This window comes from Flammeovirga sp. SubArs3 (assembly GCF_947387565.1).
GTDB classification, from domain to species: Bacteria; Bacteroidota; Bacteroidia; order Cytophagales; family Flammeovirgaceae; genus Flammeovirga; species Flammeovirga agarivorans.
The window spans coordinates 541,458-559,621 of sequence record NZ_CANDOA010000003.1; the positions used below are offsets into that span (position 1 = coordinate 541,458).

At 32.9% G+C, this 18,164-nt stretch carries 17 protein-coding genes; 8 read left to right on the top strand and 9 right to left on the bottom strand.

What is annotated here, in order from left to right:
- The first annotated feature begins 49 nt into the window (after positions 1–49).
- Complete coding sequence (nadE, locus tag QL232_RS11330) at positions 50–2,041, top strand: NAD(+) synthase (protein WP_281614202.1); 1,992 nt, start codon at positions 50–52, stop codon at positions 2,039–2,041.
- A 42-nt stretch (positions 2,042–2,083) separates the two neighbouring features.
- On the opposite strand, the gene QL232_RS11335 is transcribed toward nadE, so the two are convergent.
- Positions 2,084–2,659, bottom strand: a complete 576-nt coding sequence (locus QL232_RS11335) for a hypothetical protein (RefSeq protein WP_168883263.1) — start codon at positions 2,657–2,659, stop codon at positions 2,084–2,086.
- A 150-nt stretch (positions 2,660–2,809) separates the two neighbouring features.
- Here QL232_RS11335 and QL232_RS11340 point away from each other — a divergent pair, with 150 nt between their 5' ends.
- Together QL232_RS11340 and QL232_RS11345 are read left to right on the top strand one after the other, a co-directional pair.
- Positions 2,810–3,316: an HIRAN domain-containing protein gene (locus QL232_RS11340; protein WP_168883264.1), complete on the top strand. Its 507-nt coding sequence runs from the start codon at positions 2,810–2,812 to the stop codon at positions 3,314–3,316.
- Between the two features lie 44 nt (positions 3,317–3,360).
- Positions 3,361–4,002 (top strand): YceI family protein, encoded by a 642-nt coding sequence (locus QL232_RS11345; RefSeq protein ID WP_281614203.1) that lies wholly within the window; start codon positions 3,361–3,363, stop codon positions 4,000–4,002.
- Between the two features lie 7 nt (positions 4,003–4,009).
- On the opposite strand, the gene QL232_RS11350 is transcribed toward QL232_RS11345, so the two are convergent.
- From QL232_RS11350 to miaA, 3 genes are read right to left on the bottom strand one after another with little or no spacing between them, the layout of a single operon-like run.
- On the bottom strand, positions 4,010–4,771 hold the full coding sequence (locus QL232_RS11350; RefSeq protein WP_281614204.1) for a DUF4184 family protein: 762 nt from the start codon (positions 4,769–4,771) through the stop codon (positions 4,010–4,012).
- A 24-nt stretch (positions 4,772–4,795) separates the two neighbouring features.
- Positions 4,796–5,548, bottom strand: a complete 753-nt coding sequence (locus QL232_RS11355) for a DUF4184 family protein (protein ID WP_281614205.1) — start codon at positions 5,546–5,548, stop codon at positions 4,796–4,798.
- A 38-nt stretch (positions 5,549–5,586) separates the two neighbouring features.
- Positions 5,587–6,546 (bottom strand): tRNA (adenosine(37)-N6)-dimethylallyltransferase MiaA, encoded by a 960-nt coding sequence (miaA, locus tag QL232_RS11360; protein WP_281614206.1) that lies wholly within the window; start codon positions 6,544–6,546, stop codon positions 5,587–5,589.
- 220 nt (positions 6,547–6,766) lie between these two features.
- On the opposite strand from miaA, the gene QL232_RS11365 reads away from it, so the two are divergent.
- The 3 genes from QL232_RS11365 (at position 6,767) to QL232_RS11375 (ending at position 12,463) form a co-directional block, all read left to right on the top strand.
- Positions 6,767–8,176 carry a SpoIIE family protein phosphatase gene (locus QL232_RS11365; protein WP_281614207.1) on the top strand — a complete coding sequence of 470 codons (1,410 nt, stop codon included), beginning with the start codon at positions 6,767–6,769 and terminating at the stop codon, positions 8,174–8,176.
- A gap of 79 nt (positions 8,177–8,255) precedes the next feature.
- Positions 8,256–9,740, top strand: coding sequence for a transporter substrate-binding domain-containing protein (locus tag QL232_RS11370; RefSeq protein ID WP_281614208.1), 1,485 nt, complete (start codon positions 8,256–8,258; stop codon positions 9,738–9,740).
- Between the two features lie 311 nt (positions 9,741–10,051).
- On the top strand, positions 10,052–12,463 hold the full coding sequence (locus QL232_RS11375) for a thiamine pyrophosphate-dependent enzyme (RefSeq protein WP_281614209.1): 2,412 nt from the start codon (positions 10,052–10,054) through the stop codon (positions 12,461–12,463).
- A gap of 223 nt (positions 12,464–12,686) precedes the next feature.
- On the opposite strand, the gene QL232_RS11380 is transcribed toward QL232_RS11375, so the two are convergent.
- The 5 genes from QL232_RS11380 to QL232_RS11400 are packed head-to-tail and all read right to left on the bottom strand — an operon-like array spanning position 12,687 to position 16,821.
- A complete protein-coding gene (locus QL232_RS11380) occupies positions 12,687–13,925 on the bottom strand; it encodes an FtsX-like permease family protein (RefSeq protein ID WP_281614210.1) in 1,239 nt (412 codons plus the stop codon).
- 16 nt (positions 13,926–13,941) lie between these two features.
- On the bottom strand, positions 13,942–14,148 hold the full coding sequence (xseB, locus tag QL232_RS11385) for an exodeoxyribonuclease VII small subunit (protein ID WP_168883273.1): 207 nt from the start codon (positions 14,146–14,148) through the stop codon (positions 13,942–13,944).
- Between the two features lie 47 nt (positions 14,149–14,195).
- Positions 14,196–15,566: an exodeoxyribonuclease VII large subunit gene (xseA, locus tag QL232_RS11390; protein WP_281614211.1), complete on the bottom strand. Its 1,371-nt coding sequence runs from the start codon at positions 15,564–15,566 to the stop codon at positions 14,196–14,198.
- A complete protein-coding gene (locus tag QL232_RS11395) occupies positions 15,556–15,891 on the bottom strand; it encodes a tetratricopeptide repeat protein (RefSeq protein WP_281614212.1) in 336 nt (111 codons plus the stop codon). Before QL232_RS11395 ends, xseA begins: the two co-directional genes overlap by 11 nt.
- A 12-nt stretch (positions 15,892–15,903) precedes the next feature.
- Positions 15,904–16,821 carry a 1,4-dihydroxy-2-naphthoate polyprenyltransferase gene (locus QL232_RS11400; protein WP_168883276.1) on the bottom strand — a complete coding sequence of 306 codons (918 nt, stop codon included), beginning with the start codon at positions 16,819–16,821 and terminating at the stop codon, positions 15,904–15,906.
- A gap of 97 nt (positions 16,822–16,918) precedes the next feature.
- On the opposite strand from QL232_RS11400, the gene QL232_RS11405 reads away from it, so the two are divergent.
- Both QL232_RS11405 and QL232_RS11410 read left to right on the top strand, forming a co-directional pair.
- Entirely contained in the window at positions 16,919–17,614 is a 696-nt protein-coding gene (locus QL232_RS11405) for an NAD-dependent deacylase (protein ID WP_281614213.1), read from the top strand.
- Positions 17,615–17,736: 122 nt separating this feature from the next.
- A complete protein-coding gene (locus tag QL232_RS11410) occupies positions 17,737–18,141 on the top strand; it encodes a SiaC family regulatory phosphoprotein (RefSeq protein ID WP_281614214.1) in 405 nt (134 codons plus the stop codon).
- Positions 18,142–18,164: the final 23 nt, after the last annotated feature.

Consider the following 18,164-nt stretch of genomic DNA (forward strand, 5'->3'; position numbering starts at 1 on the left):
AAATCATGTGTAATTCATTATTTTTGTAAGATCATTCAAAACGATAAATATGACGAATTTAATTAAAGTTGGTGGTGCAGAGCTTAACCAAACTCCATTGGATTGGACCAACAACTTTCAAAATATATTAGAGGCAATAAATACCGCTAAGGAGAATAACGTCTCAATCCTTTGTTTACCAGAATTATGTCTTACTGGCTACGGTTGTGAAGATGCTTTTTATGCTCCAAATACAGAGCAACAAGCATTAAAACTATTGGGTCAATTATTACCACACACAAAAGATTTAGTAGTTTCTGTGGGGTTGCCTTTAAGACATCAAAATAAACTATACAATACTGTTGCTTTAATTGCTGATCAAGAAATCCTTGGGTTTGTTGCCAAAAAGCATCTTGCGGGGAACGGTATACATTATGAACCAAGATGGTTCACCCCTTGGAAAGACGGTGAAAGTGGTACTATAACCTTTGATGATCATTTCACTTCAGTACTAGGAACAAATTCATTCCCTTTTGGAGATCTCTTATTTGATGTAAAAGGCGTAAGAATTGGTTTTGAAATTTGTGAAGATGCATGGGTAGCCAATAGACCAGGTCGATCTTTGTACGCCAACGGTGTTGATATCATTCTAAATCCTTCTGCTAGTCATTTTGCTTTTGATAAATTAGATGTTAGAAAACGTTTTGTACTTGAAGGATCAAGAGCTTATGGCGTTGGTTACATTTATGCCAATCTGTTAGGTAATGAATCTGGCAGGGCAATCTATGATGGAGGTGTTATGATTGCACTATCTGGAAAGCTTTTGTCTATTAGTAAAAGGTTTGCCTTTTATAATTACAAAGTAACAACTGCCACTTTTGATTTAGATGTAGCTCGTTTAGCACAAATTCAAAGTCATACTTCCAATACAGGTACGGCAAGTCATACAGTCGTTAATTCATCTTTCGAAATCCCAAGAACTGTCCCTGAGAAACATATTCCAGTTGAAGAAAGTTGGGAGCACTCTGTAAATATCAAAGAGGAAGAATTTGGTAGAGCCGTTGCTCTAGGACTTTTTGATTACATGAGGAAAAGTTTCTCTAAAGGATTTGTGGTATCCCTTTCTGGAGGTGCTGACTCTTCTGCCATTGTCACATTAATTCATTTAATGATTAAAATGGGTATTGAAGACCTTGGTATTGATGGATTTAAAAAGAAACTAAGTTACTTCTCTACTTTAAAGGAATTTGATACAGATGAAGCACTTTGCGAGCTAATTCTAACAACTGCTTATCAGCCGACTGAAAATTCAGGTAATGTCACTTTAAATGCTGCTGAATCATTAGCAAAAGCTGTTGGGGCCACTTTCTATAATGTCAATGTAAACCCAATGTTTAAAGGGTATGTGAATGCTATAGAAAATGCGCTTGGCAGATCATTAGGTTGGGATACAGATGATATCACATTACAAAATATACAAGCGAGAGTACGCGCCCCTTCCGTATGGATGTTAGCTAATATTAATGGTGCTTTATTATTATCTACTTCAAATAGATCAGAAGCTGCCGTTGGTTATGCAACAATGGATGGTGATACTTCTGGAGGTTTAAGTCCTATTGCTGGTATCGACAAAAATTACCTTAGAAGTTGGTTACGTTGGATGGAAACAAATGGACTTGACAACAAATGGAATATTCCTGCTCTTAAGTTTGTGAATGAACAGCAACCTACTGCAGAATTACGTCCAAAAGATTCTAAACAAACCGACGAAGCAGATTTAATGCCTTATGATATTTTAGAAGAAATTGAAAAGCTAGCAATCAGAGATAAAAAATCTCCAAAAGAATGTCAGCTTTTCCTCTCTGCAAATCACCCAGAGGCTTCTCAAGAAACTATAAATGCATGGATCACAAAATTCTTTAGGCTTTGGAGTCGAAATCAATGGAAAAGAGAACGCTATGCTCCTTCATTCCATTTAGATGATAAAAACCTCGATCCTAAAACTTGGTGTAGATTCCCAATTTTATCAGGAGGATTCAATCAAGAACTTGGAGAGCTATAACAAAAAAAGCCTGTCGAAATCACTAATCGACAGGCTTTTTTATTAATCATACTTTTTATGAAGAATTTCATTCATAATAAAAGCATCTCTTATTCTATTAGGACTTTTAAATAGTCCTGAAATATCTTTCTTAGCTTTTTTCTTTTTTGGTTTAGCGTTTCTCTTCTTTCTTCGTTCTTTCCTCTCTTCCTCAATATCATCAACTACATAATCATCCTTCCAATTATAATCATCATCATCTACAGGAGAATTATTTCTTCTTAGTGGAGATACATTTGTGGGGTTATAATCTCTTAAATCTTCCCTTAATTCCTCTTCCGCTCTTTCTGGATCTAGTGGATTTAATTGACGTTGTTGCTCCTGGATTTTACCTGGATCAATTAGTATGTTTAATAAATCTTTAAAAGATGCAGGAGCCTGAGTTGATGACGGTTGTTTCTGAAACTCTTCGGGATAGTCTTCCTTTTCTACAAATTCTTCTTCCTTTGGAGGAACAATATTCTGTGATGTAATATTTTGATGAGGTTTCTTTTTCTCTGATTTCTTACCCAAATTTGAGAGAAACCAATAAACTCCAACTCCAATTATTGAAAAAATGATCTCTTGAATACTATCCATATTGGTTTTATTTTAAAAAATCTGAGTTAATATTAATTACATGATTGTAAGCATAAATATAATCATTCTTACAAAATTGTTTCATGTATTTTTTTAAGAACTGAAGGTTTCTATTAATTTCGAGAAAAATACTATAACTAAACTCTGAATATGACTCTTGTATTAGCATTAATTGTTATTGGCGGATTATTAATATTTTTTTTAATTCTTAATCAAAAAAGTAAGAAAAAGAAAAAAGCCATCCAAGCACAAAAAAAGCTAGAGATGGACAGATATGACAGGTATATGAGAAGGTTTGATGACCCTTCTTGCCTTACTAAACTTGAACCTACATCTTCAAAAGTTGCTGGTACAAGATATGCTAATGATGATACAGGAGAAAATCGTCAGACAATTCTAAAAGCAACAAAAGAAGGTGAACTTCTTATGCTTATTCCCGATGAATTGAATCGATATGACAATGCCGCTATTAAAATCATGCGATTAAATGGCAAGCAAATTGGATTTTTAGATATGGATGCTTCATTAGAAATAAAATCTAGGTTAATTAATAGATCTCCTGTTGAAGCAAAAGTCTCTAAAATATATGAGAAAGGCGGTGTATTAGAATGTGATATTGAATTGCAGCGTTATAGTAGGAAAATTAAAAAACAATAGGATTAGACAATCCTTTTAATAACTAAACATAAAAGTTCATTTAAATGAAAAATCTAGCAAAAGGCCTTATCGGTATCTTATTACTTTCAGCGGTAGCTTGTTCATCACCTTCAAACTCATCAAAAGAAGAAACTTCAAATAAAAAGGAAGTAGCTACAGAAAGTGCTTCTTACTCTTATGATGCAGCTGCCACTCAAGTTGCATTTACAGCTTTTAAAACTACTGATAAAGTTCCTGTTGGTGGTAAGTTTATGCAATTTGAAGCTACTCCTGCTGAGGCTTCAGTAAGCAACCCTATCGACATCTTGAATAACTTAAAGTTTTCAATTCCAGTAAGCTCAATCGAAACAAATGATAAAGGTAGAAACGGTAAAATTGTGAAGTATTTCTTTGGTACTTTAGCTTCTACTGAAAATATCTCTGGTGTTATAAAAAGCGTGTCTAATGGAAAAGCATTAGTAAGTATCACTATGAATAACATTACAAAAGATGTTGAATTAACAGCAAAAGCAAGCGACAATGTTGTTCTTGTAAAAGGTGCAATTGATGTAGCTAATTGGGATGGTATTGGAGCTATCGACGCATTAAATAAGATCTGTTATGACTTACACAAAGGTGCAGATGGTAAAAGTAAATTATGGTCTGAAGTTGATCTGGTAATTAAATCAAAATTAACTTCTAACTAAGACAAAATCACAAGCCGTACTTCTTTAAAAAGTGCGGCTTTTTTATTTTTCCATGTAATGCAAGCCACCATCTAAAGCAAACGATATTTAAAGAAAAGAAACTAGCCCCTCCAATCACAATTCCCCAATTCCATAATATCATTGGGTCTCCTAAAACATAATACCTGAATGTACTTATCAAGAAAATACCAAAAGTCACCTCGATAAAGAATTGAATTGACCAGAAACTCGTTTTCACTCTAACATAAGTCTTCTTCCAATCAAATGATATAATAATTAACCATAAACAATTTAATGCTCCAAAAATTGAAACAGCTATCCATATTATCAAATGAATATTCATCGTTACGGTATCGGTTACTTGCACTTCAGTAAATAAGTAAGGTAAATCTTTCACAAAATACCCTTCCTCTCCTGTTATTGCATCCAATAAAAAATGTGTAGCAATACCTACAGATAAAGAAAATAATATCTGGAAAAATGAATAATGTCGAGTTTGTTCATAATACACATGGAACCGTATTGGGCTTACATTGGTCAACACCGGACGAATGATCCAATAATTCAAATAATAAATCATTAAACCCGCCGGAATATCAAATAAGAAAATTCCAAATACTGTATGCCCTACTTTATCACTTACTTGTAATTCCAAGAAATGTTCAAAGTCTGGTATCATACTTCCTATAATTAAAGCAGAAACAGATAGAAAATGAGAATACCTAAATAATGGCAAGACTGCCATTGGGTGAGCAATAGGAATGGGCATATAGTTAATTAAGGTTATAATTCATTACAACATGATTTTCCGTTCTTTTAGTTTAGTCTCCTTTTTTTGTTTCAATTTTTTGATCAAATATTTCCAATGAAATGATGTAAATATTAAACTATACATCAACGACCCGCAAACAATCACTCCTGTTTTTAAATAATTATCTGGCAAAGTCATATTGTACATTCTTATAAATACAATCATTTCAGCTATCGTAAGCATTTCGATAAAAAAGAAATAATACAAATGGTCATATACCTTTTTTAAGGTACAATTAGATATATATTTTACAATCTGAATAAAAACAATGAATGTACCTAGAATTGAGAATGTATACCAATTAAAAATAAAAAGTTTAATATGATTATAACCGAACTTTGATAAATCGGTGGAAAGTACAGGAAGTCTTTTCACAAAGAAACCATTGGTTCCACTTACTCCATCTAGAATAAGATGTGATCCAATTCCAATAATAATTGAGACTAATACCCACTTTATTGATAAAGCTTTTGGTGTATCATTTATTTCAAATGGTAAAACTTCTTTTAGTACCGGGAAACATATTTTTTCCCAAATAAAATAGAAAGCTAATGCTACAGGTATATCAAATAAGAAAACCCCTAATAAAGTATGGCCAAATTTTGGGCTAAAATCTAAAATAAATAAATGCTCAAAGTCTGGAATAATACTACCTAGCAGCAACCCCATAAAAGAGAGTTGCTTTATTTTTTTAAAAGGAAATATATATGCCGTGTGTGCAAAAGTAATGGGCATGTTAACAATGAGTGATTAATAATGATAGTATAATTTAATTATTTAGAGGAGGAATTAATAGTTGCTTTGACAAATTCGATTTTCCTTTCTAATTCCCATTCTACGGGCATCCAATTTATCTTCGTTTTTTTCTCCATTCTCCTAAACCACGTCATTTGACGTTTTGAAAATTGTTGTATTGATTTCAATAAAACCTCTCTCATCTCATCATATGTGATCTCTCCTTCAAGATACTCAGTAATATGACGATACTCTAAACCATAAGACTTTAATTTTCCTGACTCTATTCTCTCAAGTAATGATTTCACCTCATCAATCATCCCTTCTTCTAACCTCTCATCTAACCTTCTCTCTATTTTTGACCACCTTGTGTCTCGATCAATATTAATTGCAAAATTAAATGTTGGAAGGTTCTTAAATTCTACGGGCTTATAATGTGTTTCAGGTTTATATTTCAGAAAATACTCTATTTCTATAGCTCGCATTAATGATCTGGCTCTATGTCCAATCCCTTCTAATTGTTCTTTTTTATTAGGTACCAATTCAAGATAAAACTTTTGCATCTCTTCTAGAGATTGGTTTTCCCATTCAGTCCTCAATGCTTCATTCCTTGGAACCCAAACTTCGTCATAACCATCTAAAGTAACAGCTTCAATATATAAACCTGTTCCTCCACATAGAATAGGAATATGATTATTGTTTAATATTGTATCAACAGATTCTGCGTAAAGTTTTTGAAATAAATAAAGATTAAAATCTTCACCTGGCTCACAAATATCAATGAGGTGATACGGAATATCTTTTCCTTTGATTTTGTATTCTGACAAGTCTTTACCAGTACCAATATCCATCCCTTTGAATACCTGTCTCGAATCAGCACTAATTACTTCTCCACCAATTTGACTGGATAAATGAGTTGCTAAAGATGTTTTACCACTCGCTGTTGGCCCTGTAATAACAATTAATGGAGTATTATTTAAAGATTTTTCTTGTGACATACTAATATTCAATGACGTTCTTCAAAAAAGAATACGATATTATAATATAACAAATGTAATACATCGATTACAGAACTTTAGTATTTGGTTTGTCATTAAAATTGAATACCTCTACTCTAAACTTTCAGTGTTAAAGGCCCTAAAACAAAATATAAGAAAATCAATATTAAAAAGCACTCAGAGAGAAGCTGATAGAAACTTTTTCCTATTCTCATGTTTTATGTCCATAGGTGGTTTCACTTGGGGGCTATTGTCTTTATATTTCGAACTTGATATAGCTAGCGTTATCCCTATAGGTTATGTTATTTTTAGTATTTTCAATATCTATTTTTGGGTAAAGAAAGAAGACAAAGCAATTCATAAGGCACTACAAACTTTCTTTTCCATCCTCTTGCCTTTCATCTTTCAATTAATATTAGGAGGAGCAAAATCGACTGGTGTTGTAATGATCTGGTCCTTATTTGCACTTACTGCAACACTTGCATTTTACAAAGGCAAAGCCTTAATGTATTGGCTTGGAATCTTTGTGATATTACTCGGCATTGTCATCTTAGTAGACCATGAGATTGAATACATTACCCCCAAACAATTAAGAAATTATCAGATCTTTAATATTCTATTACTGATTAATTTCTCAATGATATCTTCAATGCTATTCTTCTTGTCAAAGTTTTTTGTTGATCAGCAATTAAAGACAATGGATGAATTGGTCGAAACAAATGCCCAATTAATTGCTGCAGAAGAAGAAGTCAGACAAAACTCCGAGGAGATCTTTGTGATGAATGATATGCTGAAAGAATCGAATAAAAAACTAGAGGGCGCTTATATTGAACTTGAAAAAACTAAAGACACAGAAATAGAAGCTATGAGCCACTCTATCTTTGAAAGTATAGATTATGCCAAACAGATTCAGAGTTGCTTTTTACCCCAAACCAATCGATTTAATGAAATCGTAAAAGACGGATTTATTCTCTTTAAACCTAGAGATGTTGTTTCTGGTGACTTTTACTGGTTTTATAAACAAGATCATTTTATTGTGATTGCAGCAGTTGATTGTACAGGTCATGGTGTTCCGGGTGCATTTATGTCTCTCTTAGGAGCAGAGTCTTTAAACAGTATTATTGTTAATCGTCAGATTTTTGATTCTGCTGAAATTCTTAACCAATTAGACTATTTAATCAGAAAAAAGCTTAAGCAAGAAACTACAAACAATAAAGACGGGATGGATTTAGCTCTAACCGTTTTCAATACACAAACGAAGATAGTTTCGTTTTCTGGTGCAAAAAATCCATTATGCTATACAAAGGATAATGAGCTCATAGTAATAAAGGGAGATCGACAACCTATCGGTATGTTCCATCCAGACCAAGCTCCCAAGGATTTTACAAAACACGAGTTTCCATACGATTCGAAGATGTGCTTTTACATGTATAGTGATGGTTTCCAAGACCAATTTGGTGGTGAAAAATTAAAAAAATTTATGCCCAAAAGACTTAAAGAAACTTTATTTAAGCACCATACAATGAGTATGAAAGTTCAAAACAGTCTATTGGATAGTACATTTAACTATTGGAAAAAAGACGAACAACAAACAGACGACGTACTTGTTATTGGGTTTTCTATAGATTAAAAAAAATTAACTTTTGGCATTTATTGTCGGTTATAATAGTATCTTTGCTAAGGACTAATTTTTTACTAACAACTAATTCATGATAGTTCGGTTTTACACTATTATCTCTTATTTCTTTATTTTTAGCATACTGTCTGCATGTAATACATCAAAAAAAAGTGATGTATCAGAAGCTACCGAAGTTGTTGTAGACACACCCGAAAAAGAGGAAATTATTTATAGCAACCATGATTTATCGGATATAAAAGAACGAGGAAAGTTAATTGCTCTTACTGCTTACAGCTCTACCTCATACTTTGTATATAAAGGTGAAACTATGGGTTATGAGTATGAGCTTTTAAAAAGACTTGCTGATGATCTAGACTTAGAACTTCATGTAAAAGTAAAAACCAATAGTGATAGCCTTAGAATTGCTTTACAAAAAGGTGAAGGTGATATTATTGCATATGGTTTAGCTATCACAAAAGAAAGACAAAAACTTGTTGATTTCACAAGCTCATTAATGAATATCAAACAGGTACTGGTACAAAGAAAACCTGAAAACTGGAGACATCTTCCAAAACATAAAATTGATAAAGCAGTAATCCGAAATGTAATTGAACTAAGAGATAAAGAAGTTCATGTTCGAGAAGGAACTCCCTATCAATTAAGATTAGAAAACTTAGAAGATGAAACTGGTGAAGACATCAATATTGTATTAGAAAACAAAAACATCTCTACTGAGGAATTAATTCACAGAGTAGCTGAAGGTAAAATCAATTATACTGTAGCTGATGAGAATATAGCTAAAGTAAATAATACTTATTACCCACAGCTGGATATTGAGACAGAAATCAGTTTTCCTCAACGTATTGCTTGGGCAACAAGAAAGCAATCCCCTCTCTTAAGAGATAAAGTAAGTCACTGGCTGGATTCAATGAAAAACACCACTGATTTTTATGTAATCTATAATAAATACTTTAAAAATACCAGGGCTCAACACAAAAGGTTTGACAGTAAGTATTTTAGTACTATTGAACATAGAGGTTTACTTTCTAAGTATGATGACCTTATAAAAGAACAAGCAAAACCTTTAGGTTGGGATTGGAGGCTTTTAGCATCTTTGGTCTATCAAGAATCTAAATTCAATCCTAAAGCAAAATCATGGGTTGGTGCTGTAGGTTTAATGCAATTAATGCCTGCAACTGCAAAACAATATGGAGCCAACAACTCAAGAGATCCAAGACAAAATGTAAGAGCCGGCACTAAATATTTAAAGTGGCTTGAAGGCTTCTGGGATGGCATCGAAGATCCTAACGAAAGAATTAAATTTGTATTAGCTTCTTACAATGCTGGCCAAGGACATGTTCTTGATGCTCAAAGATTAGCTAAGAAATTTAACCATGACCCCAATGTTTGGAATGGTAATGTTGAAAAATATATGCTCCTGAAGAGTCATAAAAAATACTATAGAGATGAGGTTGTGAAATTTGGATATGCCAGAGGGAAAGAACCTGTCAATTATGTACAAAGTATCTTAGATCGATACGAAAGGTATAAAGAACTTCTCGATGCAAATCAATAGAAAAAAGCCTGTCAGATACAATTTGATAGGCTTTTTCAATGTTAGGAGAATGATTAATTAAAATCATCAATTTTAAGACTGTAATCTCTAACTCATTAGCATTAAGAAGGTTACAATCTTACTAGAAGAATTCTAGAATAGGTTTTTTAGCGTATATATTACACTTTAGTTATTTTAGGTTTAAAAGACGATTATTTATTCTTAATTTTGCGTTAAATATTAAATCTGTACTTGTAAATACTAACCACAAGGACCTTACAAGTAACACATATACATTCGACATCAAAGTCTGAAATTGTCCAACATTTAAGATGACAACAAAGCAAAATTTAGATTATAAATTCTCAAAAGAGGAAGTCCTCGAAGACCTGAGAATTGCAATCGAAAGTAGACACGCTAGTTTAATTGGTAGAAAAGAGGTATTCATGGGAAAAGCCAAATTTGGTATTTTCGGTGATGGCAAAGAAGTACCTCAATTGGCCATGGCAAAATTTTTCCAAAATGGAGATTTCAGGTCAGGTTATTATCGTGACCAAACATTTATGTTTGCCATTGGTGAATTATCTATCCAAGAATTCTATGCTCAACTATATGCCCATACAGATGTTGAAGCAGATCCCTCTAGTGCGGGTCGTTGTATGAATGCTCACTTTTCAACAAGAAGCTTAAACCCTGATGGATCTTGGAAAGATCTTACTAAACAAAAAAACTCAAGCTCTGATATATCTTGTACAGCAGGACAAATGCCAAGATTAGTTGGTCTAGCTTATGCATCAAAGTTATACAGAGAAAATAAAGACTTAAATGGTGCTGAAATTGCCAAAAACTTCTCGGTAAATGGTAATGAAGTGGCTTTTGGTACTATCGGTAATGCCTCTTCTGCTGAAGGTATGTTCTTTGAGGCTATTAATGCAGCAGGTGTCTTAAATATTCCAATGATCACATCTATTTGGGATGATGGCTACGGTATTTCCGTTCCAAATGAGTATCAAATGACAAAAAACAATGTCTCTGCTGCTCTATCTGGATTCCAAAAAGAAAAAGACACAAACGGATTAGAAATCTTTACTGTTAAGGCTTGGGACTACCCTGCTTTAGTAGATACATATAAAAAAGCGGTTGATTTAGCTAGAAAGAATCATACTCCCGCAATTATCCACGTTATTGAGGTAACTCAACCACAAGGACATTCTACTTCTGGTTCTCATGAAAGATATAAGTCTGAGGATCGATTAAAGTGGGAAGATGAGTTTGATTGTATCAAAAAAATGAAAGAGTGGGCAATTGATGAAGGGTTTGCTACTCAAGATGAAATTGATGCGATTGAAAAATCAGCACTTAATAAAGTAAAAGAAGAAAGAAAAGCTGCATGGGATGCTTTTAAAGCATCAATGAAAGTAGATTATGAGGTGGCTGTAGATCTATTAAAAAGAGCTACAAGTTCTCTTCCTCAAAACAATGATATTCTTCGTCTTTCAAAAGAATTACAAAAGACCATCAATCCTATTCGAAAAGATGCTATTTCTATTGTAAAAAAAGCACTTAGAGAAATGCGATTTGAAAACATTCCTGTTAAAGCAGAAATGCAAGCATGGTTGAAAAAAGTAAAAGAAGAAAACTACGATAGATACAGCAGTTATTTATATAGTGAATCTGATGAGGCTGCTTTAAAGATACCTCCTGTTGCTCCTGAATATTCTCCAGATTCACCAATGGTGGATGGTAGAGAAATTATGCAGGCTGCCTTCGATAAGATTTTTGAAAAAGACCCTAGAGTTTTCGCAATTGGTGAAGATGTAGGTAAAATTGGTGACGTAAACCAAGGTTTCGCCGGCCTTCAGGATAAGTATTCTGAAATCAGAGTAACTGATACGGGTATTAGAGAAACTACAATTTTAGGTCAAGGTATTGGAGCTGCATTAAGAGGTTTAAAACCAATTATTGAAATTCAGTATCTGGACTATATTTACTATGCTATGTCAACTTTATCAGACGACTTAGCTTGTTTACAATACCGTACTAAAGGTGGACAGAAGGCTCCTGTTATTATTCGTACAAGGGGTCATAGACTAGAAGGTGTTTGGCACTCTGGTTCTCCTATTGCCGCATTATTAAATTCACTTCGTGGTATTAATTTCCTAGTACCTCGTAACATGACTAGAGCTGCTGGTTTCTATAACACAATGTTGAAATCAGATGAACCAGCTTTAATCATTGAATGTCTAAATGGCTACCGTTTAAAGGAAAAAATGCCAAATAATTTAGACGATGTTTGTACGCCATTAGGTGTTCCAGAGGTCATTAGAGAAGGGTCTGATATTACTATTGTTACTTACGGTTCTATGTGTAGAATCGTGATGGAAGCAGCAGATCAATTGGCAAAAATTGGTATTAATGTTGAAGTAATTGACGTTCAAACTTTACTACCATTTGATGTAAATCATATGATTAAAGAGTCTATTAGAAAGACTAACCGTGTAATTTTTGCTGATGAAGATATGCCAGGTGGTACTACAGGGTATCTGATGCAAAAAGTGATTGATGAACAACAGTCATTTGATTTATTAGATTCTAGTCCAGTTTGTATTGCTGCTCGTCCTCATCGACCTGCTTACTCAACAGACGGAGATTATTTCTCTAAACCAAACGCAGAAGATATATTTGAAGCTGCATATAATATTATGAATGAAGTAGATCCAGTTATATTCCCTGAGATTTATTAATAGATATTCAATAACTAAAAAAGAGAGTGATTCACTATGAATCACTCTCTTTTTTTATAAAAAAACCACCTCAATTGAGATGGTTTCTTAGAAAATAACTTGCTGCATTTCGAGGGAGTTCCTCACAAGTTAATCTCAGTGCAAATTTTATAATTTTTATCTTTTTCTACAAGTGATAGAAAGATCAAATTGTTTGAATTCTACATCTTTAAGATAAATTCACCTAATTAAATTTTATAGATTTTATTGGTGAGATACCTAAAACGATAGAAGTAGGTATTAGTAGCCCTACCGACGTTAATAATATCACAGTTAAATTCACAAATAGAATCGTATCCCAATGGAAACTAAATGGAACATAATCCAAATAATAAGTAGATGCTTCCAGTGGAATTAATTTGAAATTCAATTGTAAAACACCGAAACCTAAACTGATTAGGTTTCCGATAACCATCCCCTTCACAGCCATTCTTATTCCATCATAAATAAAAATCTTTTGGAGTAAATCATTAGTCGCTCCAAGGGCTTTAAAAGTACCAATCATCGCTGTTCTTTCCATGATGAGTATCAACATAATGGAAATCACATTAAATATGGCAACGCTGATAATAACAATTAAGAAAATCCAAACATTGTTATACAACATCTGAAACCAATCAAAAAAGTGAGCATATTTATCTTTCACACTTCGCATGATCAGATGTACATCCACAAAGTTTTCATCAATCTCCTCTCCAACTGCATCTAATTCATCGAAGTTATCAATAAGAATTTCCATTCCTCCAACTAATGAATCTCCCCAAGAATTTAGTCTTCTAACTAAATTGATATCACCATAGGCAACTAATTCATCAAAATCTTCCAAACCTGTATTATAGATTCCTGAGACTTTCATTTTCCTTGCTTTTGGAGGTTGTTGTATGAAATAGACTATAATATCATCTCCTACATTTAAGTTCATTTTCTTTGCCATCACTTGACTGATAACAATATCTTTTGAACCATTTTTTAGGCTCTCCAAATCAGGAAATTTTCCTGAGACCATATCATTTTCCCAACGACTTATATCATAATCTTTAGATAATCCTTTAATTAGAATACCTGAGACCTCGTCATTAGATTTTAAAAGCCCCCATTTATGTGCGTAATTATATACGTTCTTAACCTTAGGTAAGCTGTCCTTCTTTAAATATAGATCGGAATTATTTACGTTCACAGGAGGTTCTTCTTTACTCCTATTCATCGTGAATTTTTCTACATTCATATGACCAACATGAAGAAATAACTTATCTTCAATTCCTTCTTTGAAACCATAAAAAATAGAAAAAGCAAGAATTAATGCTCCAACTCCCAAAGCAACACTGCCTATAGCAATCTTAGAAATTAATTTTGTAAAAGAATTATTTCGGTGAGCACTTAGCCGTTTAGAAATAAAATAAGGTAGATTTGATGTTCCTTTCATTTATATAATGAATACATTATTCTTTATCTTCTGAAAAAATATCTGTCAGTTCAGATTCAATGGTTCCGAGTTTCTCTTTACACATTTTTACCAACTCTTTTGCTCGTTTAGCCAATTTAGAAAGGTCATCTATAGGTACTTCATCTCCATCCAATTTATTCTGAATTTCTTGAAGTTCCTGTAAAGCGGCTTCGTAGGTTATATTTTCTTTTTGCTCTGACATAAGTAAAATCAATTCGAGATGCAATTTACAGTCTCTGAATACAATTATTACATTAATTTATCAATTTTCTTAACGATACTCTCAATTCTATGATCTTTTGTCCTTGTTTCTAGTACATCTCCTTCCTTTATAGAATTTGGATCTATCAATCGACCATTTTTTACAGTCATTGAATAACCTTTTTCTAAAATTCGTTGAGGATCCTTACTTTCAATTTTAAGGTCAATCAGTTCAATATTTTTCTTTTCAGATGAAATTGTAGATTTTATTTCCCTCTCAATACGATATAGATAGTTATCCAATTCCTTCCTACTATATTTTAGCTGACTAGGAAGACTTCTTAAATAATCACTACTTCGGCTTAATTGGTATTGATTCCTATTTAATTGAGAAAATGATTTTTCTTTGATTTTGGAATAAGAGAGCTTTAAATGATTTGATTCATTTATAATCCTACTAGAAAATTTAGGAAAAAGCTTTGCCACCCGTAATTCGAAAGAGTATCTATTATCCTCTACTAAGTCCTTAATATCATCACTAATATTTTTTAAGAGAATCTCTATATTTTGATCATAGGTATACACTCTATTAATCAAAAATTCTGCTACGGCAGTTGGCGTCTTCAAATTGAGGAATGCAACTATATCAGCAATTGTTTCATCTTTTTCATGCCCTATCCCTGTTATCACTGGAATCGATGCCTCTGATATTTCTTTCCCTATTTCATATTGATCAAAAGCATATAAATCCATCTTTGCACCACCGCCTCTTATAATGATTATTGCATCATAATCTCTTTTTAAAAGTTGAATTTTCTTCAATTGCTCAATAAGCATAGAAGTTGCTTTATCACCTTGAACTGCAGTTTCAAATAGGTCAATCTTAAATTTGTATCCTTGCTGGTTGTTCTTTAATTGATGAATGAAGTCTTCATATCCTGCAGCAGTAGCAGAAGAAATTATTGCTAATCTTTGAGGCACAACAGGTAATTTCAACTTTCCTTGAAGCTCAACATTACCCTCCTTGTATAGTTTTTCAATGGCCAGCTTTCTCTTTCTCTCTAATTCTCCAATAGTATAACTATCATCGAGATCTAAAATATTTAAGGAAAGCCCATATACGTTATGAAAAGATATTTCTACTTCAGCTATAATTTCAGCTCCTTGTTTTAAAACCTGAAAAAGTAACTCCCCTAAACGATGTTCAAATACTTGATATTCTCCTTTCCAAATTGTTGCTCTAGATTTTGCAACAATCATATCACCTTCCTTTTCAACAAACTCGAGATACACATGCCCCGAACGGAAATTTAATTGTGCAATTTCTGCCTTAATCCAAAAAGCACCTGAAACTTTGTTAAGGTGCTTTCCAATACTAGTATTTAATTTCGTCAGAGAAAATACTTTTTTACCACTCATCGTCGTCTTCTAATTGAAAGTTTGTATAAGCAGTTTGAAGTTCTTTCAAGGCATGCTGATCGTTTACTTTCTTACAGATTTCTAAGCCTTTTACGTATACAGCTTCTGCCTCTTCTGATTGACCATTTTCAGCAAAAGCTCTAGCTGCATGGTAATACGTACCAGCATAATCTTCATGATCTTTTAGCAAAATCTTATAATATTCTAAAGCCTTATCCCAATCTTCATCAGAGGTATATTCAGTGGCAATACCATATATTATAAAAGGATCGTTAGGGTCCTCTTTATAGAAGTCAAACAATTGTTCTAATCTTTGCTGATTCATTTTTGATCTAAATTAAAATGGTAAGCTAATGTAGTTTGGTAAAACCTGTCCAATTCCAAAAGTCAAAGAAAACAAAAGAGAAGTCATTGCCATTTGTTTTAAATATGGATCAAGCTCTGCAGGTTGTGTCAGTTTAGTAACTGCCCAACCATTTTTTCTCAACAATGGAAAAGTAAGTACAAATAACCATTGGAACGGAGAAAAATAATTGAGATAAACATAAACTAAACCACAAATCATAGCCCCAAATAATAGTACCCAATGATACATTACTGCTGCTTTTCGTCCTATCCTTACAGGAACTGATTTCTTTCCTGCTTTTATATCAGATTCTATATCCCTGATATTATTTACATTCAATACTGCAACTGCCAACATTCCACAAGAAGTAGCCGGAAATATTAATGACAGGTCAAATGTTTTCACCTGTAAATAATAACTACCAATAACACCTACCCAACCAAAAAATATCATTACGCTTAAATCACCAAGTCCAGCATAACCGTAAGGTTTTTTTCCAGCAGTATAAGTTATCGCTGCTATGATAGATAAAATACCTAATCCTAGGAATGATAAAAATTCTTCCCAGCTAGTAAGACTTATATATAATAGATAAAGACCACTCAATAGTGAAAGAGCACTAAAGAGAATTACAGCTGCTTTCATTGCACCTAAAGTAATTTGTCCACTTTGTACAGCTCTTTGTGGTCCTTCTCTTTCTTCATGATCTGCACCATGTATTGAATCACCATAATCGTTTGCTAAGTTGGATAGTATTTGTAATAATACAGTTGTTAGTATAGTAAAGCCTAATATCTTATTACTAAAAAAATCCTCTAATGATCTAAAAGCTAAAAAGTTACCTAATATAATGCTAGATAAAGCTAGCGGTAGAGTTCTTAATCTAAATGCCTGAATCCAAGCTTTCATAAATTCTTAAAATTCTAAGTGTTTTAATTTCTGACAATAATACTTTCTTTAAATGACATTTACACATATATTATACAACGTTTAAAAGGAATTTTTCATGAAAAAAAAGAAAATCGTTGTATTAACTGGTGCAGGTATTAGCGCCGAAAGTGGTATAGCTACATTTAGAGGAAGTGATGGATTATGGGAAGGTCATGATATTATGGATGTTGCCTCTCCTATTGGCTGGGAGAAAAACCCTGAGTTAGTCCTAGAGTTTTATAATAAAAGACGGGAACAAGGAATAGATGCAGTACCTAACAAAGGTCACCTTACATTAGTTGAATTAGAAAAATATTTTGATGTAAAGATCATTACTCAGAATGTAGACCACCTACATGAAAAAGCTGGTTCTTCTTATGTTTTACACCTCCATGGTAAATTATTTGAATCGAGAAGTACTGCGGATGAATCATTAATTTACTCAATAGAAGGAACTTCACTCGACATGGGTGATCTCTGTGAAAAAGGAAGTCAATTACGTCCAAATATTGTTTGGTTTGGAGAAGATGTACCAATGATGGAAAAAGCTATGCAACTTACTTCTGAAGCTGATTACTTCGTAATTGTAGGAACATCATTACAAGTTTATCCTGCTGCAAGCTTGTTACATTACACTTCAAAAAATTGTAAGTTATTCTTGGTTGATCCAAATATTCCTGAAAATATTAATAAGTCAGAGGTCCATTGTATAAAAGAAAACGGTACAATTGGACTCCCTGCTTTAATGGATTATTTCATGAAAATCAGTTAATTCGTATAATTTTTTAAAGAACAAATTGTATAAGTGTACTCATTACGTTATAATTACAGTATAAACTCTGTGTATTAACACATTTGTGTATTCCGATTGTATAATTCGAACTAACTGATCCAATGAATGATTTAATAATTAACAAGGAGAACAAAAATGCGCAAATCCCACAAATTTGCCTTCAATCAGCTCAAAGAAAAGGAAGCATTATCGGCGAATCTTACCACCCTAATGCACATCAACTTTATAATGACATTGTCATGTGGATTGATGACTATTTTAAGACAAACCAACATTTTTCTTTAAGCTTTTGTGTTAGCTATTTTGATACTGCATCAAATAAGGGAATTTACAACATTCTTAAGTGTCTAAAAGATTGGCAATCAAAAGGTAAAACAATATCTATTGTATGGTATGTATCAGAAAGTGATGACGATCTGATCGAAGATATTGATGACTTAGCAGAAGATGCTAGTGTACATATCTCTACTATATTATCTGATAAACCACATTCAATTGCTAGCTAAGAAATTTATTTTAGTTGTGACAC

What these genes read in the sequence shown, in the direction of transcription:
- QL232_RS11380 (WP_281614210.1), bottom strand. Translation starts at nt 13,925, where the DNA reads ATGAAAGGAACATCAAATCTACCTTATTTTATTTCTAAACGGCTAAGT.
- QL232_RS11375 (WP_281614209.1), top strand. Translation starts at nt 10,052, where the DNA reads ATGACAACAAAGCAAAATTTAGATTATAAATTCTCAAAAGAGGAAGTC.
- QL232_RS11355 (WP_281614205.1), bottom strand. Translation starts at nt 5,548, where the DNA reads ATGCCCATTACTTTTGCACACACGGCATATATATTTCCTTTTAAAAAA.
- QL232_RS11350 (WP_281614204.1), bottom strand. Translation starts at nt 4,771, where the DNA reads ATGCCCATTCCTATTGCTCACCCAATGGCAGTCTTGCCATTATTTAGG.
- QL232_RS11395 (WP_281614212.1), bottom strand. Translation starts at nt 15,891, where the DNA reads ATGAATCAGCAAAGATTAGAACAATTGTTTGACTTCTATAAAGAGGAC.
- QL232_RS11340 (WP_168883264.1), top strand. Translation starts at nt 2,810, where the DNA reads ATGACTCTTGTATTAGCATTAATTGTTATTGGCGGATTATTAATATTT.
- QL232_RS11365 (WP_281614207.1), top strand. Translation starts at nt 6,767, where the DNA reads ATGTCCATAGGTGGTTTCACTTGGGGGCTATTGTCTTTATATTTCGAA.
- xseB (WP_168883273.1), bottom strand. Translation starts at nt 14,148, where the DNA reads ATGTCAGAGCAAAAAGAAAATATAACCTACGAAGCCGCTTTACAGGAA.
- QL232_RS11400 (WP_168883276.1), bottom strand. Translation starts at nt 16,821, where the DNA reads ATGAAAGCTTGGATTCAGGCATTTAGATTAAGAACTCTACCGCTAGCT.
- QL232_RS11335 (WP_168883263.1), bottom strand. Translation starts at nt 2,659, where the DNA reads ATGGATAGTATTCAAGAGATCATTTTTTCAATAATTGGAGTTGGAGTT.
- QL232_RS11345 (WP_281614203.1), top strand. Translation starts at nt 3,361, where the DNA reads ATGAAAAATCTAGCAAAAGGCCTTATCGGTATCTTATTACTTTCAGCG.
- QL232_RS11370 (WP_281614208.1), top strand. Translation starts at nt 8,256, where the DNA reads ATGATAGTTCGGTTTTACACTATTATCTCTTATTTCTTTATTTTTAGC.
- QL232_RS11405 (WP_281614213.1), top strand. Translation starts at nt 16,919, where the DNA reads ATGAAAAAAAAGAAAATCGTTGTATTAACTGGTGCAGGTATTAGCGCC.
- miaA (WP_281614206.1), bottom strand. Translation starts at nt 6,546, where the DNA reads ATGTCACAAGAAAAATCTTTAAATAATACTCCATTAATTGTTATTACA.
- xseA (WP_281614211.1), bottom strand. Translation starts at nt 15,566, where the DNA reads ATGAGTGGTAAAAAAGTATTTTCTCTGACGAAATTAAATACTAGTATT.
- QL232_RS11410 (WP_281614214.1), top strand. Translation starts at nt 17,737, where the DNA reads ATGAATGATTTAATAATTAACAAGGAGAACAAAAATGCGCAAATCCCA.
- nadE (WP_281614202.1), top strand. Translation starts at nt 50, where the DNA reads ATGACGAATTTAATTAAAGTTGGTGGTGCAGAGCTTAACCAAACTCCA.